Annotated in this window: 14 protein-coding genes; 5 read left to right on the top strand and 9 right to left on the bottom strand. The window is 67.7% G+C overall.

Annotated elements, in window-relative coordinates:
* Positions 1-39 precede the first annotated feature (39 nt).
* Entirely contained in the window at positions 40-1,260 is a 1,221-nt protein-coding gene (gene ppk2, locus U858_RS0102970) for a polyphosphate kinase 2 (RefSeq protein WP_025135704.1), read from the bottom strand.
* A gap of 246 nt (positions 1,261-1,506) precedes the next feature.
* On the opposite strand from ppk2, the gene U858_RS0102965 reads away from it, so the two are divergent.
* Together U858_RS0102965 and U858_RS0102960 are read left to right on the top strand one after the other, a co-directional pair.
* A complete protein-coding gene (locus U858_RS0102965; protein ID WP_025135703.1) occupies positions 1,507-1,965 on the top strand; it encodes a hypothetical protein in 459 nt (152 codons plus the stop codon).
* A 38-nt stretch (positions 1,966-2,003) separates the two neighbouring features.
* Positions 2,004-3,128 carry a hypothetical protein gene (locus U858_RS0102960; protein WP_025135702.1) on the top strand — a complete coding sequence of 375 codons (1,125 nt, stop codon included), beginning with the start codon at positions 2,004-2,006 and terminating at the stop codon, positions 3,126-3,128.
* A gap of 86 nt (positions 3,129-3,214) precedes the next feature.
* Here U858_RS0102960 and U858_RS0102955 read toward each other — a convergent pair whose 3' ends face one another.
* The 7 genes from U858_RS0102955 to U858_RS0102925 all read right to left on the bottom strand — a co-directional run bounded on the left by U858_RS0102955 (position 3,215) and on the right by U858_RS0102925 (position 10,116).
* Positions 3,215-4,405, bottom strand: coding sequence for a PLP-dependent aspartate aminotransferase family protein (locus U858_RS0102955; RefSeq protein ID WP_025135701.1), 1,191 nt, complete (start codon positions 4,403-4,405; stop codon positions 3,215-3,217).
* A 46-nt stretch (positions 4,406-4,451) separates the two neighbouring features.
* A complete protein-coding gene (locus U858_RS0102950) occupies positions 4,452-5,108 on the bottom strand; it encodes a methionine ABC transporter permease (RefSeq protein WP_025135700.1) in 657 nt (218 codons plus the stop codon).
* A complete protein-coding gene (locus tag U858_RS0102945; protein ID WP_025135699.1) occupies positions 5,089-6,204 on the bottom strand; it encodes a methionine ABC transporter ATP-binding protein in 1,116 nt (371 codons plus the stop codon). Before U858_RS0102945 ends, U858_RS0102950 begins: the two co-directional genes overlap by 20 nt.
* Before the next feature lie 7 nt (positions 6,205-6,211).
* Positions 6,212-7,051, bottom strand: coding sequence for a MetQ/NlpA family ABC transporter substrate-binding protein (locus tag U858_RS0102940; protein WP_025135698.1), 840 nt, complete (start codon positions 7,049-7,051; stop codon positions 6,212-6,214).
* A gap of 139 nt (positions 7,052-7,190) precedes the next feature.
* Complete coding sequence (locus tag U858_RS0102935; protein WP_232786481.1) at positions 7,191-7,616, bottom strand: CopD family protein; 426 nt, start codon at positions 7,614-7,616, stop codon at positions 7,191-7,193.
* 63 nt (positions 7,617-7,679) lie between these two features.
* Complete coding sequence (locus tag U858_RS0102930; RefSeq protein WP_025135696.1) at positions 7,680-8,564, bottom strand: DUF2242 domain-containing protein; 885 nt, start codon at positions 8,562-8,564, stop codon at positions 7,680-7,682.
* A 151-nt stretch (positions 8,565-8,715) separates the two neighbouring features.
* Complete coding sequence (locus U858_RS0102925) at positions 8,716-10,116, bottom strand: MFS transporter (RefSeq protein WP_025135695.1); 1,401 nt, start codon at positions 10,114-10,116, stop codon at positions 8,716-8,718.
* Between the two features lie 183 nt (positions 10,117-10,299).
* Between U858_RS0102925 and U858_RS0102920 the strand changes: the two genes are divergently transcribed.
* The 3 genes from U858_RS0102920 (at position 10,300) to U858_RS0102910 (ending at position 13,602) form a co-directional block, all read left to right on the top strand.
* On the top strand, positions 10,300-11,292 hold the full coding sequence (locus tag U858_RS0102920) for an AraC family transcriptional regulator (protein ID WP_025135694.1): 993 nt from the start codon (positions 10,300-10,302) through the stop codon (positions 11,290-11,292).
* Between the two features lie 211 nt (positions 11,293-11,503).
* Positions 11,504-12,601 (top strand): NAD/NADP-dependent octopine/nopaline dehydrogenase family protein, encoded by a 1,098-nt coding sequence (locus U858_RS0102915; RefSeq protein ID WP_025135693.1) that lies wholly within the window; start codon positions 11,504-11,506, stop codon positions 12,599-12,601.
* Between the two features lie 2 nt (positions 12,602-12,603).
* Positions 12,604-13,602, top strand: a complete 999-nt coding sequence (locus tag U858_RS0102910) for a 3-hydroxybutyryl-CoA dehydrogenase (protein WP_025135692.1) — start codon at positions 12,604-12,606, stop codon at positions 13,600-13,602.
* 52 nt (positions 13,603-13,654) lie between these two features.
* Here the strand turns inward: U858_RS0102910 and ampC are convergent, their stop codons facing one another.
* Positions 13,655-14,794 (bottom strand): class C beta-lactamase, encoded by a 1,140-nt coding sequence (gene ampC / locus U858_RS0102905; RefSeq protein ID WP_051593524.1) that lies wholly within the window; start codon positions 14,792-14,794, stop codon positions 13,655-13,657.
* Positions 14,795-14,921: the final 127 nt, after the last annotated feature.

The raw sequence follows: 14,921 nt of genomic DNA, 5'->3' as shown, positions 1-14,921 counted from the left end.
CGCCGGTCAACGCGCGGGTCCGGCCCGACGAACCCGGCTTTACAGCGCCCGCCCCACGATCAGCGAATCCAGCGCCATCTCAGGCTCGGCGCTCTTGCCTTCGTACGGCAGGCGGCCGATCAGGTAGCGCATGGCGTTCAGGCGCGCGCGCTTCTTGCAGTCGGACTTGACCACGATCCACGGCGCATCGGCGGTGTCGGTGTGCGCGAACATCGCCTCCTTGGCGCGGGTGTAGTCGTCCCACTTGTCCAGCGAGGCCAGGTCGACCGGGCTGAGCTTCCACTGCTTGAGCGGATGCACCTTGCGTTGCAGGAAGCGGCGGCGCTGTTCTTCCTGGCTGACCGAAAACCAGAACTTCACCAGGTGGATGCCGCTGGCGACCAGATTGCGTTCGAAATCGGGCACCTGGCGCAGGAATTCAAGGTATTCCGCCTGCGTGCAAAAGCCCATCACGCGTTCGACGCCAGCGCGGTTGTACCAGGAGCGGTCGAACATCACGATCTCGCCCGCCGTGGGCAAGTGCTGCACATAGCGCTGGAAATACCATTGGCCGCGCTCGGTGTCGGACGGCTTTTCCAGCGCCACCACGCGCGCGCCGCGCGGATTCAGGTGTTCCATCATGCGCTTGATGGTGCCGCCCTTGCCGGCCGCATCGCGCCCTTCGAAGAGAATCACCACGCGCTGGCCGGTCGCTTTGACCCAGGCCTGCAATTTCAGCAGTTCCACCTGCAAGGCGTACTTCTGCTTTTCGTAATTGCGCCGCAGCATGCGGTGCTTGTAGGGGTAGATGCCTTCGCGCCAATCGGTGGCCAGTTCTTCGTCGGGGTTGCGGCGGGCGGCGGGCGCCTGCGCATTGGCTTGCAGCAGCGCGCGGTGCACGGCCATCGCGTCGTCGGGCGACAGTTCTTCGATGACCGAGCGCAGCGCCTCGTGGGCCTCGCCGGATTCGCCCACGGTGTAGCGGCGGGCAATGTCGGCCAGCACGGCCGTGGTTTCCTGGCGCGCGGCGACCTCACGCGCGTTGACGCGCTTGCGGGCCGTGACGGCGGGCTCGATGGACGGCAGTTGGCTGGCGGCGGCATCTGCTTGCTTGCTGCGCGCGGCGGACGATGCGGTGCCCGGCGCGCGGCGCGCGGCTTGCGGGCGCTTGGCGGCCGATGCCCGTACCCCGGCGGTGCGCTTGGCGGCGGACCTGGTGGCCGGCTTGGCGGCGATGTCGGCCTGGGTCGATTCGGAGGCTTGCGAGGTCTTGTCTGTCATGGATCCCTGTCCTTGCTGCGCGTGGGGCCCGGCCAGTCGCCGGCGACCCGTCAGGAAAAAGCGCAACCCTAACCCGCGCCATGGCGCGGGACGTTGATATGAATCAAGACTTGTAACATCTTTGCAGCCTGCGGCCAGGATGCCTGCTTTTGCCGGGATCGCCTTGCAGGGATTGGCGCGCTCGTCATACGGCCGGCGCCGCCCGCCAGTACACTGCCGCATCGAATCCGCTTCCCCGACGCCATCATGTGGTCATTCCTGAAAAGGCTGCTTGCCGGCCCGCCTGCCCCGCCCGACCCGTTCGCCGAAACCATCCGCTTCGACGACGCCGGCTTCACACGCGCCAGCGAGCTGGCCGCGCGCATGGGCCTGCGCCAATCGTGGCCCTGGGAAGACGTGCATGAATTCGGCTTTCGCTTTCGGCAAGCGGTGTTTCCGGACCCCTGGCACGGCGACTACATGGAAGGCCTGTGGTACGTGCGGGTGCAGGACGACGGCGCGTTGATGGCGGTGGAATTCGACGAGGACGTGCTGGACGCGCAGGCTTTGCCGCCGGCCCTGCTGCGGCACATGCCGGGTCTGAACCACGAGGTGCTGCGCGCCGGACTGGCCGCCGCGAAACGCGGGCCGCGCCACTTCGACGGCGCGGGCGAATGGGTGGCCTGGCAGCGAGATTCGATTGCGCCGGAAAAGGCCGCACAGTAACATTTACCGCCAATTATTTCTCGCCCCTTCCGCCCGCCGTGGACACGCGCAAAGACCCCATCCTGAGCCTTGAAAGCGTGCCCTCGGAAACGGCGGCAGACCCGGCGCTGGCCGCCTCGCCAGCCACGGTCGGTTCAGTGGCGGCTCCCATGGCAGCCGACACGCTGGCCGCCGCCCTGCGGACCCCGCCTACCGCCGGCCGCGTGCTCAAGTTCTGCACCTGGGCGATCTACCTCGGCCTCTGGTTGATGGCAATCAGCGTGCGGCGTTATTCACCGTCGATGGATGCCAGCCCGGCAGGGACCATTGGCTACGGCATCGGCGCGGCCATCGCGCTGGCGATTCCGCCTGCGGTCGTGATCGGGGTGCTGTCACTGTTCAAGCGCCTGCGCACCCCTCGCAGCCGCACGCGCATCGCGTTCGGCGTGGGCCTGGCGCTCGTGACCACGTTTGTCACCGTGAGCGCGATGGGCGCCTACCAGCGGGTGCAGAAAGACACCGCCTACGCCGAGATCCGCCATGCCGGCGAGCTGATGCGCACGGCCATGTACGCCGTCGACCATCCGACCGGCGACGTGCCCGACATCGACCCCACCCCCAAGGCGCGCGGCGCCTACGGCCAGATCGAGCGCGGCGTGAAACTGATGCTGGGCCAGCGCCTGGCGCAATACCGCGCCTACATGAAGGAACTGGACGAGGTACGGCTATCGGAACTGTTCATCGCCAACCGGCTGGCGCGCGACCGCGGCCTGGTGGAAAGCCGGCTGATCCTTGAACAATCACAGCGCATCGTGCAGAAATACAGCCAGCAGAACCAGAAGCTGCTGGCCGACGTGCCCGTCATCATCCGCAGCCTGGATCTGACGGAACAGCAGAAAAACCAGATGATCGAAGGCGCCCTGAAGTCGCGCGCGACCCAGCGGGCCACCCTGACGCGCAACTGGGACATCGAACGCCAGACGCTGGCCGAGTTCGAAAAGATGATCAACCTGCTCGACGACAACCGCCGGTCGTGGCGCGCCGAGCATGACGAGATCGTGTTCGACCAGGACGCGCTCTTGACGCGCTTCCAGGCGCATCAGTTGACGGTGCGGCGCCTGACCGACGAACGCACCCGGCTGGAACTGCAGCAGTTCGACAACCTGACGTCGGACCTGCGCTGAGGTCATCTCTGCGCTGACGCAGAACCGGCGCCGTCGCAGGATCGGCATCACTGCGGATCCTGCACCACAACGCCCCCTCGCCGCGCCTACACCCGATCCAGCCCCTGCTTGAGGTCGGCCAGGATATCCGCGGCAGTTTCCAATCCCACCGACAGACGCAGCAGCCCTTCCGACAAGCCGTATTTCTCGCGGTCTTCGGCCGTGTAGCTGGCGTGCGTCATCGATGCCGGGTGCTGGATCAGCGTTTCCGGATCGCCCAGGCTGACGGCGATGCGCGCCAGTTTCAGGCTGTTGAGCAGACGCCGGCCGGCGTCCAGCCCGCCTTTCAGTTCGAACGCCACCAGGCCGCCGCCCGCCGCCTGCTGGCGCTGGGCGATCTCGGCCCCCGCGGTGCCCGCCAGGCCGGGATAGAACACGTCGGCCACGGCCGCATGTTCACGCAGGAACTTGGCCACCTTCAGCGCCGATTCGCTGTGGCGTTCCACCCGCAGTTCCAGCGTCTTGATGCCGCGCAGCACCAGGAACGCGGTGAACGGCGACAGCGTTGCGCCGGTGAAATAGCGCAGGCCTTGCAGCCGGATCGCATCGATATGCTCTTTGCGCCCCACCACCGCGCCGGCCAGCAGGTCGCCGTGGCCGCCCAGGTACTTGGTGGCCGAATGCAGCACGATGTCGGCGCCGTGTTCCAGCGGGCGTTGCAGCACCGGCGTGGCAAAGGTGTTGTCGACGATGGTCAACAGACCCTTGCCGCGCGCAATCGCCGACACCGCGGCAATGTCCACCAGCCGCAGGTTGGGGTTGGCCGGCGTTTCAAAGTAGACCGCGCGGGTCTTGGGGCCGATGGCCGCGGCGACCGTTTCCGGACGGGTGAAGTCCGCGAACACGGCGCGGATGCCCAGGCGCGGCAGGCCCTGCGCGAACAGCGTGAAGGCGGTGCCGTAGACGATCTGATCCACCACGATCTCGTCGCCGCTTTGCAGCAGCGATAGCAGCGTGGCCGAAATGGCAGCCATGCCGGATGCCGTCACCACACCGGCCTCGGCGCCTTCCAGCGACGCCAGCCGCTCCTCCAGCAGCGCCTGCGTGGGGTTGCGGGTGCGGCCATAGACGTAGCCGGCCTTCTCGCCCAGGCGGATCTGGTCGAAGGCCTCGATGCTGTCCTGCGTGTAGGTGGACGTCAGGTACAGCGGCGGCGACAGCGCGCCTTGCTCGTCCAGCGGCTCGTAGCCCAGGTGGATGGCGCGGGTGGCAAAACCGTGTTGGGGCGAATCGGACATGAGAAGGCTCCAGGAAAAGTCAGGATGCGGACGGCGCGGCGCGCCCTCAACGCTTGTGGTCGGCGCGGCGCGACAGCCATTCACCGGTGAATTGCACGATCGACACCAGCGCGATCAGGATGACGATCACTTCGAACATCACGCGGGTTTCATAACGCTCGTAGCCGTAGCGGATGGCCAGGTCGCCCAGGCCGCCGGCGCCCACCGCCCCGGCCATGGCCGACGCATTGATCATGGCGATGACGCTGACGGTCATGCCGCCGATGATGCCAGGCAGCGCCTCGGGCAGCAGCACGTGGCGCACGATGTGCCAGCGGCGGCAGCCCATGGCGCGGGCCGCTTCCACCAGCCCGTGGTCGACGTCGTTCAGGCTGACCTGGGCGATGCGCGCAAAGAACGGCACCAGGTTGGCCGACAGCGGCACGATCGCCGCCCAGGTGCCCAGCGTGGTGCCCACCAGCATCCGCGTGAACGGCAGCATCGCCACCAGCAGGATGATGAAGGGAATGGCACGAAAGGTATTCACGGTGACCGACAGCGCCTTGTTCAGGCGCGGCTTGGGGTACAGGTTGCCGGGCGCGGTCACCGTCAGCACCACGGCCAGCGTCAGGCCGGCGATGATGGCGATGGCAGCGGAAATGCCCACCATCGTCAGCGTCTGCAGGAAGGCCTGCGCGTATTTATCAAGCATCGACAGCGACATATCCCAGCACCTTGATCTGATCGGCCACCAGCGCGGCGCGCGCGGCCTCTTCCTGTAGAACGGCGGCGGGCACCGACACCAGCAGGCTTCCCTGGGCATGGCCGCGCAGGCGGTCCAGCCCGCCGTGCAGCAGCGTCGCGCCCGGCCCCAGCGCTGCCAGCGCTTGCAGCGACACACCTTCCGGGCGGCCCTGGCCGGTGAAACGCAGGCGCAATACGGCCACGCCCGGCCGGCCGTCCAGGCCTTGCAGGTCGGGCACCAGCCGCGCCGCCAGGTCCGCCGGCAGGTCGTGCTGCAAGGGGCGCAGCAAGGCGCGCGTGGCATCGGCCTGCGGATCGCCGAACACGCGCCAGACGTCGCCGTGTTCCACCTTGCGGCCGCCATCCAGCACCAGCACCTTGTGGCAGACCTCGCGAATCACCGCCATGTCGTGAGTGATCAGCACGACTGTCAGGCCCAGCTTGCGATTGATGTCCTGCAGCAGCGCCAGGATGGACTGCGTGGTTTCCGGGTCCAGCGCGGACGTGGCTTCGTCGCACAGCAGGATTTCGGGGTTGTGCACCAGCGCCCGGGCGATGCCCACGCGCTGCTTCTGGCCGCCCGACAGCTTGGCCGGATAGGTATCCGCCTTGTCGCGCAGCCCGACCAGGTCCAGCAACGCATCGACCCGAGCCCGCGCCGCGGCCGGCTTCACGCCGGCCACGCGCAGCGGCAGGGCCACGTTTTCCGCCACGGTCTTGGCCGACAGCAGGTTGAAGTGCTGGAAGATCATGCCGATGCGGCGGCGCAGGCCCACCAGCGCGTCCTCGTCCAGGCTGCCGACGTCCACGCCGTCCACCCGCACCCGGCCGGCGCTGGGCCGCTCAAGCATGTTGATGGAACGCAGCAGCGTCGACTTGCCGGCGCCGCTGCGCCCGATGATGCCGAACACCTCGCCGCGCGAGATCGAAAACGAAATGTCCGACAGCGCCGCAACCGGGCCCTGCGGACCGGGATAGTGCTTCTGCAGGCCTTCGAAGACGATGTGCGCATCCGGCGCCGCGCCGGCTTCGGCCTGTGCGGCCTCGTGCGGCAGGGAAAACTCGTGTTGGATCATGACGCGCTTAGAAGACCGGAATCACCGAGCCTTCGTACTTGCTCAGAATGAACTGGCGCACTTCCTCGGAATGGTAGGCCTTGACCAGTTCCGGCACCCACGGCGCGTTCTTGTCCTTTTCGCGCACGGCAATGATGTTCACGTACGGGTTGTTTTCTTTCTTCTCGACCGCGATGCCGTCGCGGGTGGCGATCAGCCCGGCCTGGTAGGCAAAGCTGTTGACGATGGCCGCGGTGTCCACGTCAGGCAGCGAGCGGGCCAGCACCACCGAGGCGCTTTCCACGAAGTCCAGCTTCTTGGGGTTGGACGTCACGTCTGCCAGCGTGGCGGTGCCCGTGGACGGATCGAAGCCGTCGCGCAGCGTGATCAGGCCGTTGTCGCGCAGGATCACCAGCGCGCGGGTCTGGTTGCTGGGGTCGTTGGGAATGCCGACCTTGGCACCGTTGGGCAGGTCTTTCAGCGACTTGTACTTCCTGGAATAGAACGCGATGGGCGAGATCAGCGTATTGGCCACCGACACCAGTTTGTAGCCGCGCTGCTTGATCTGGTCGTTCAGGAAGGGAATGTGCTGGAAGGCGTTGGCGTCCAGGTCACCGTTGTTCAGCGCCTCGTTGGGGCTGGCGGTGCCGGTGATGACGATCGGTTCGACGGCGAGGCCATTCTTCTTGGCGACCTGCGCCACGACTTCCCAGATCTGCTCGTCGACGCCGCCGCGCACGCCCACCTTCAGGGGCTTGGGATCGGCCGAGAATGCCGGTCCGTGGAACATCGCCGCAGCGGCCAGCACGGCGCCCAGCAGACCCTTGATGAGCGTGCCCGTGCGGGCGGAGAAAGTACGGGGAGTCATATGGAAATCGCCTCTAAGTCAAACCGGTTATGAGAGAGACGATTCTAGGGATGGCTCCTGCGCGCACGAACGAATAGTTGGTTGAGTCCTTATTACAGGGGTGTTTGGTTATGTGGCGGGCGCATATGGCGGCAAGCCTTCAGAACGGCTTGACGACCACCAGCGTCACGATCACCGCGGCCGCAATGACCGTGAACGGCGCATACAGATCGACCAAGGGCGGTCGCTTGGCGCTGCCCTGGGCCAGGCGCCGCAGCGCCGCGCTCTGGATGCCCAGCAACGCCGACAGCGCCAGCGCCAGCCCTACCTTGATCCACAGCCAGTTCATGGCGAACCAGCCAAAGGTCATGGCCAGGTGCAGGCCGACCAGCCAGGTCAGCACCATGGCCGGCGTGGTCACGAACAGCGTCCAGCGGCGCAGCGCGCCCAGCATCTTGCGTTCTTTCGGCGCCTCGTCGCTGTCGGGCGGCTGCGACGACAACAGGAACAGGGACACGAACAACGAGCCGCACAGCCATGTGACCACGGCGGCGACATGCAGCATTTTCAGGAGTTGGTAGGTCATGCGCGGCATTATCGCCGGACGGCGGGCGGATGCGGAGACGGTCTGCGCCGCCAGTCGGGGCAGTTACTTGGCGGCGTCGGCGGCCGGCTGCGTGGCAGGCGTCGCTGCCGGCGTGGCCGCGGCAGGCGTGGTGGGTGCCGTGGGGCTGGAGGCCGCCGCAGCCGGAACCGCCGAATCCGCCTTCACCGCCGGGTTGGCCGGCGCGGCGGACGCCCCGGCAGCGTTGGCAGGCGCCGCGGCAGGCAGTGCGCGAGCCGGCTCGGCCGCGGGCTTGTCGCCGGCGGCCGGCGCACCGCTGGCCGTGGACGGATTGAGCGTATCGGCCGGCGCATCCGGCGTGGTCACGGGGTCCGCGGGCGGCTTGGGCGCGGCGGCCTTGCCGCGGCCGGGCGGCGGCACGTGGGGCGCCGCGGCGGCCTGCGCATCCGGCAGGAAGCGCTGCAGCAGCTGGAAGAAACCTTCATAGAACGCCGGCCGCGACACGGTCTGGCTGGCCGTCTTGACCAGCGAATCGTCGCTGGCGCCGAACGGCATCGACACCTGCCCCAGCACGCTCACGCCCACGCTGGCCGAACTGGAGGTGCGCTTGATGGAATAGCGGTCCTGCACAGCGTTGGCGAACACGGTGGCACGTTCGTTGGCGGCGCCGTCCGAGGCGCAATCGATGTTGAAGCTGATCTGGGTATGCTGGCCGTCGTCGCCCTGGAAATTCTTGTGGCCGGTGACGCGCGACCCTTCGAACTTGTCGATGTTGTAGCCCTGGCTGAGCAAGGCCCGCCGCCCGGCGTCGCACGCCGTGTTGCTGCCCGCCGCGACCGTCCGGGAATAGGTGTCGTTCTGGGTGAAGTCTTCTTTTTCGAAGGCGGCTTTGGGAGCGGCGCATCCCGCCAGGACGGCTGCCAGGGCAGCGCACAACGGAAGGGCAAGACGAGGGGTGACGCGGGGCATGAAAAAATCCGGCTTCGGGGCGACGGGGGGATTATCGGCCAAGGGCCGAGCGTCCGGCGCCCGCGCGAGCCTGCGCAGTGATGAGTTGAAACAGCTTTATAGCCCATCTGCGGCAGTGGCGCCCGCGGGCACATGCCGTAACCCTTATGTGTCAAGGCGTAGCCCGCGCCGGCACGGGCGCCGCACCGCCCGGGGCTGGCCCCTGCTCGGCCAGGGTCTCTTCCCGCACCAGACTGCGCCGATACTTGCCGCAGCCCACGGCCAGAAGACCCACGCACAGCAGCGTGGCCACCCCGATCAGCAGCGACATGGAATGGCCCACCGCCGCGGGCAGCTTGAACAGCCGATCCGTCAGCAAGGCCACCGCCGTCGTGCCCGCCCCCAGGCCGATCAGGTTCGAGATCAACAGGAACAGCGCCGACATCTGCGCCCGCAGCTGGTTGGGCGGCAGGATCTGCATCGCGGCGGTGGACGTGGGCATGGGAAACGAGGCAAAGAACATCGCGGGCAGCAGCAGGCCCACCGACAGCCACAGGCCATCGACCTGGGTGAACGCCACGGCGGGCACGGCCATGCCGACTGCCCCGATGACGCCGGCCCGCAGCGGCGCATCGCTGTAGCCGCGCTTGGCCAGCCAATCCATCAGCCAGCCGCCGCAGAACACGCCGGCCGTATTGGCCACCAGCACCACCACGCCCAGCATGTAGCCCACGTCCACCGGCGACAGGCCGTACTTGCGCATGTAGAAAGCCGGCGTCCAGCCCAGGAGGCAGAACAGGATCATGGCGTAGAACGAAAACCCCAGGTAGTGGCAGAAGAACGTGCCGCGATGCCGCCCCAGGAAACGAAAGGTCTCGCCCACCGAGGGCTTTTGCGCCTGGCCGGCCGCATCGCGGCGCACCCCGCGGCGCTGCGGATCGCGCACGGTCAGCAGAATCAGCAGCGCCACCAGCAGCCCGGGCAGGCCGACAATGAAGAAGGTCACCTGCCAGGGCCGCAGCGCACCCAGCAGCGGCACCGCCACGCTGTCCACGCTTTTGAGCAGGTTGATGACGTAGCCGCCGATCAGGAAGGCCATGCCGCCGCCGATGAACGAGCCGATGGAATAGATGCCCACCGCGCGGCCCAGCTTGTGGCGCGGAAACATGTCGCTCAGCATCGAATAGGTGGCGGGCGACAGCGCGGCCTCACCCACGCCGACGCCGATGCGCGCCAGGAACATCTGCGCGAAGCTGCGCGACAGGCCACAGGCCGCGGTGGCCAGGCTCCAGAACGCCACGCCGATGGCGATGATGCGGGGCCGCGAATAGCGGTCGGCCAGCAGCGCGATGGGAATGCCCATGAAGGCGTAGAACAGCGAAAACGCCAACCCGTGCAACAGGCTGAACTGCGTGTCCGACAGTTGCAGGTCGTGCTTGATGGGTTCGATCATCAAGGCCAGGATCTGCCGGTCGACGAACGAAAATATGTACGCTAGCATGCAGATCAGGACGACATACCACTCGTAGGCATAGCTGGTCTTGGCCGCGTCGTTTCGGGGGTCGCCCATCATGTTTTTCCCTTGTATCGCAACGGGATCGCGCCGGCCCCGCCAGGGTGGCGGCTGCGTCCCCTTGTCTGGTTCGCCAATCCGGGCTTGCGTCGGCAGGCCCCAATGGCTGCATCTTTTGTAGGCCTTTGCGTCCGCCGGCTCTATACCGGGCGCGCAACGGCTATTCCCGGGGCGCAGGAAAGCATGTTCCAAGACACCTATCCGCTGCAACGCCACTGCCTGCTCAATTCGGGCAATGTCTCTGAAATCACGGACCAGGTCAGCCAGCACCTGTGGTCGCACCGCATGTGCGTGGCCCCGGGCGAGCCCATGCGCTCGCGCCTGTACGGGGTGTTCTTCGGCAGCGCCGCGCTGTTCGACCTGCACTACGGCGCCGACGTCGAAATCGATGCCGGCGACATCGCCCGCTACTATCTGGTGCGCGTCACGCTGCAAGGCGCCGGGCTGGTCACGCTGGGCAAGCGCAGCGCGCTGTTGCGCGAAGGCAGCCTGACCATTTCGTCGCCGTCCGAACGCAGCATCATCCGCATCGGCCAGGACTGCCGCAGCCTGATCCTGCGCATCGAACGCCAGGCCCTGGAGCGCCACCTGCAGCAACTGCTGGACCGCCCGGTCAAGCAGCCGCTGGTGTTCGACCTGGAAGCTGCCCCGGGCTCGGCGGGCCTGGCCGCCGTGCAGGAAACGCTGGACTACCTGTGCCGCCTGTACCGCCACCCCGCCATCGAAGGCGTGACGCAGACGCTGGCCGCGGGCTTTTCCGACTATCTGGTGTCGTTGCTGCTGACCCAGCTGCCGCACAACTATTCCGATGCGCTGCGCGCCGACCGCCGCCAGCCGCTGCCCCAGCACGTGCGCCGCGCCCGCGACTACATCGAAGAACACATCGACGCGCCCATTGCCCTGACCGACCTGGCGGCGCATTGCGGCGTGTCCATCCGCACCTTGCAGAACGGCTTCACGCAGTTCCTCAAACAAAGCCCCAGCGACTACCTGCGCAACCGCCGGCTGGCGCTGGCGCACGCCGCGCTGGGGCAAGCGCGGGACGGCGACAGCGTCACCGACATCCTGCTGCGCTGCGGCGTCACCAGCTTCGGCCACTTCGCCACCCATTACCGCAAGCGGTATGGCTGCCTGCCGTCCGACACGCTCAGGCAGCGCCGCGCCTGTACGCCCTGATAGCGGCGGGAGGGTGCTTGAAGCAGTGCCTGATCGCTGCCTGATCGCTGCTTGGTCGCCACCTGATCGCCGCCAGACTGCGGCCGCAGCCATGGCACGCACCTCACCGCCCTGCATTTGCTTGCCGATTCGGTATCCCGCCTGCGCGTTCGGCGCAGACCGCGCCTTGTCCCATCGCTAGGATCAAAGCCTCTATCGAAGGAGCTTGATCATGCGCATCGGCGTTATTGGCGGCGGCCACGGCTGCTACGCGGCGGCGGCCGACCTGGTGGAAAAAGGGCATCGTGTGCGGCTGTGGCGCCGCGACGGGGCCGCGTTCGACAGCCTGCGCCAGGCCGGCGCCCTCACGGTGACCGACTATCGCGGCACGCGCCGCATCCCGCTGGGCGACGGCCCCGGCCAGCTGGAACTGACGGCTGACCTGGGCGCCGCGACAGACGGCGCGCAATTGCTGGTGATTCCGCTGCCGGCCACGTCCCACGCCGCACTGGCGCCTGACCTGGCGCCGCACCTGCAAGACGGCCAGGTGGTGTTCCTGCCGCCCGGCACCTTCGGCAGCCTGCTGTTCGCCCGCGCCCTGAAAGACGCCGGCAACCCGGCCGAGGTGGCCTTTGCCGAGACCGGCACCCTGCCCTACCTGGCGCGCAAGCACGGCGACCGCGTCGTGATCAGCGCCTACGCCACGCGCCTGCCCACCGGCGTCTTTCCCAGCCGCCTGTCCGGCCCCGCCCTGGAAGTGCTGGCGCAGGCCTACCCCAGCATCGAGCCGATCGAAGACGCTCTGTCGGGCGCGTTGATGAACGCAGGGCCGGTGATCCATCCGCCGCTGATCCTGATGAACGCCGGCCCGCTGGAACACTTCGACAAGTGGGACATCCACAACGAAGGCACGCAACCGTCCATCCGCCGCGTGACCGACGCACTGGACGCCGAACGCATCGCCGTGCGCACGGCGCTGGGCTATGCGGCGCCGCACTTTCCGCTGGCCGACCACTACGCCGCCGAGGGCGATGAATGGATGTATGGCCGCGGCGCGCACGGCAAGCTGACCGACAGCGGCGACTGGCGCGAGAACATCGACCTGGCCCGCCACCGCTACATGCTGGAAGACACGCAGCTGGGCCTGTCCTTCCTGGTGTCGACGGGCCGCTGGGCCGGCGTGCCCACGCCGGTGGCGCAGGGCTTGCTCAGCGTGGCCTCGGCCGTGGCGGGCCGCGACCTGTATGCCGAAGGCCGCACGCTGGAAGCGCTGGGCCTGCACGGCCGGTCGCGCAGCGCCATGGCCGCGTTGCTGGCGCAAGGGGCCTGACCATGGACAAGACCTTGTGCGTGGTCGGCGCCGGCCGCATGGGCATCGGCATCACGCTGTCGTACATCCATGCCGGGCTGTCCGTCACCCTGATCGACATCAAGCCGCGCGAACGCGGCGAACAGGCCGAATACTTCGCGCGGGTGCTGGGCGACCTGCGGCGCGAACTGGCCACCCTGACGCGGCTGGGCCTGCTGGACGCGGCACAGGCCGACATTGCGCTGGGCCGCGTGCGCCTGACCACCCGCGACGACGCCCGCGCGGACCTGGCCCACGCCCGGGTCGTGTTCGAAGCCGTGCCCGAGCGCCTGGACGTCAAGCGCGACACCTTCACCTGGCTGGGGCGGGCCTGCGCGCCGGACAGCGTCATCGCGTCCACCACGTCCACCTTCCTGGTGACCGAACTGGCCGCGTTGGTGCACACGCCCGCGCGCTTTCTGAATGCGCATTGGCTCAACCCGGCGTATCTCATTCCGCTGGTGGAAGTGAGCCGCGGCCCGCAGACGGCGGACGCCGCGTTGCAGGACCTGCTGGCGGTGCTGCGGCTGGCCGGCAAGACGCCGGTGCAATGCGCACCGGCGGCCGGCTACATCGTGCCGCGCATCCAGGCCCTGGCCATGAACGAGGCGGCCCGCATGGTCGAGGAAGGCGTGGCCAGCGCCGAAGACATCGACACCGCCGTGCGGCTGGGCTTCGGCCTGCGCTTCTCGGTGCTGGGCCTGCTGGAATTCATCGACTGGGGCGGCGGCGACATCCTGCATTACGCGTCCCGCTATCTGGCCGATGCCATCGACCCCCGCTTTGCCGCGCCGGACATCATCGCGCGCAACATGGAAGCCGGCCGCAACGGCCTGCGCGAAGGCCAGGGCTTCTACGACTACGCCGGCATGGACGTGGACGCCTACAAGCTGCGGCGGCTGGGAGAGCTGTGCGACCGGTTGCGCATCATGGGCTTGCTGCCGCGTCATGACGCGGCCCGGGAAAAGGGCGACGTTCGCTAAAGGGGCAACGGCCAGGGGCCAGGCAGCGCCGCCACACTGCTTACCCCGCCGTTCAACGATCCAGCGTCTCCAGCACCCGCAATGCCAGCCGCACGCGCGCCTCGTTGGGATAGTTGCGGTTGGCCAGGATCACGATGCCCTCCTTGCGCGACGGTACGAAGGCCACGTAGGCGCCAAAGCCGTTGGTGGCGCCGGTCTTGTTGATCCACGTCGCGGGCTGTGGCGCGCTCGGCGGCTGCAAGGCCTGCACCGGCAAGGTCTCGAAGGCCACCTTGGCCGAATTGCCGGCCACCAGGTCATCCACCGACACCGGGTAACGGTACTGCTCCCAGATCAGGTCCTGCGTCATCGCGCCCAACTGGTAGTAGCCCGTGTGCGTGGCCGCGATGGCGCGCTGGATGGTGGCACCCACCGGCGCCACGCCCAGGTTCACCTCGACAAAGCGGATCATGTCGCGGGCGGTCGATTTCACGCCATAGGCCTCGTCCGCCAGCACACCCGGATTCACCCGCACCGGCGCGTTCTGCTTGTTGTAGCCCCAGGCGTAGTCGGGCATTTTTTCAGGCGGTACGTTCACATAGGTGCTGCGCAAGCCCAGCTTGGGAAACAGGCCCTGCTCCAGCGCCGCCACGTAGGGCTGGCCCAGGCTGCGCGCGGCTACCACGCCCAGCATGCCGATGCTGGGATTGGCGTAGGTGCGGTGCGTGCCGGGCGCGTATTGCGGCGTCCAGGCCTTCAGATAGGCCATCAACTGGGCCGTGTCCTGCACGGCGTCCGGCACTTGCAAAGGAAAGCCGCCCGCCGTGTGCGTGGCCAGGTTGATCAGCGTGGTCTTGGCGAACGCGCTGCCTTGCAGTTCGGGCACATACTTGGCGGGGCTGTCGCCCAACGACAGTTTGCCCGAGGCCTCTGCATAGCCCGCCAACGTCACGGTGAAGGTCTTGCTGATCGAGCCCAGCTCGAACAGCGTGTCGGGCGATACCGGCTTGCGCGGTGCGCGCGAGGCATCGCCGTAGTTGAAAAAGCGCTGCTGGCCGTTGCGGGTGACGGCGATTGCCATGCCGGGGATGTCGTATTGGCGCATGACCTCGGCGACGGCGGCGTTGATCGCCTCGTCAGCAGCCTGCGGCGGCACCGCAGCGACTGGCGCGCCGGGCGCGGACGACGCTGGCGCTGGCTGCCCCGCCGCCATGGCGGGCCCGGCGCCTGCGGCCAGGGCCAGGAACCACATCGAAATACGGAATTTTTCTCTCAGGCGCATGCCATTCTTCCTATCGCGTCATACCGGCTGGCGCCGGCCGAATGGCGCCCAGTGTAGG

The sequence above is a fragment of the Achromobacter sp. DH1f genome, from assembly GCF_000633435.1.
In the GTDB taxonomy this organism is placed as follows: Bacteria; Pseudomonadota; Gammaproteobacteria; order Burkholderiales; family Burkholderiaceae_B; genus Achromobacter; species Achromobacter deleyi.
The sequence above is the reverse complement of the archived record's forward strand: the minus strand, read 5'-3'. Positions and strand labels throughout refer to the sequence as shown.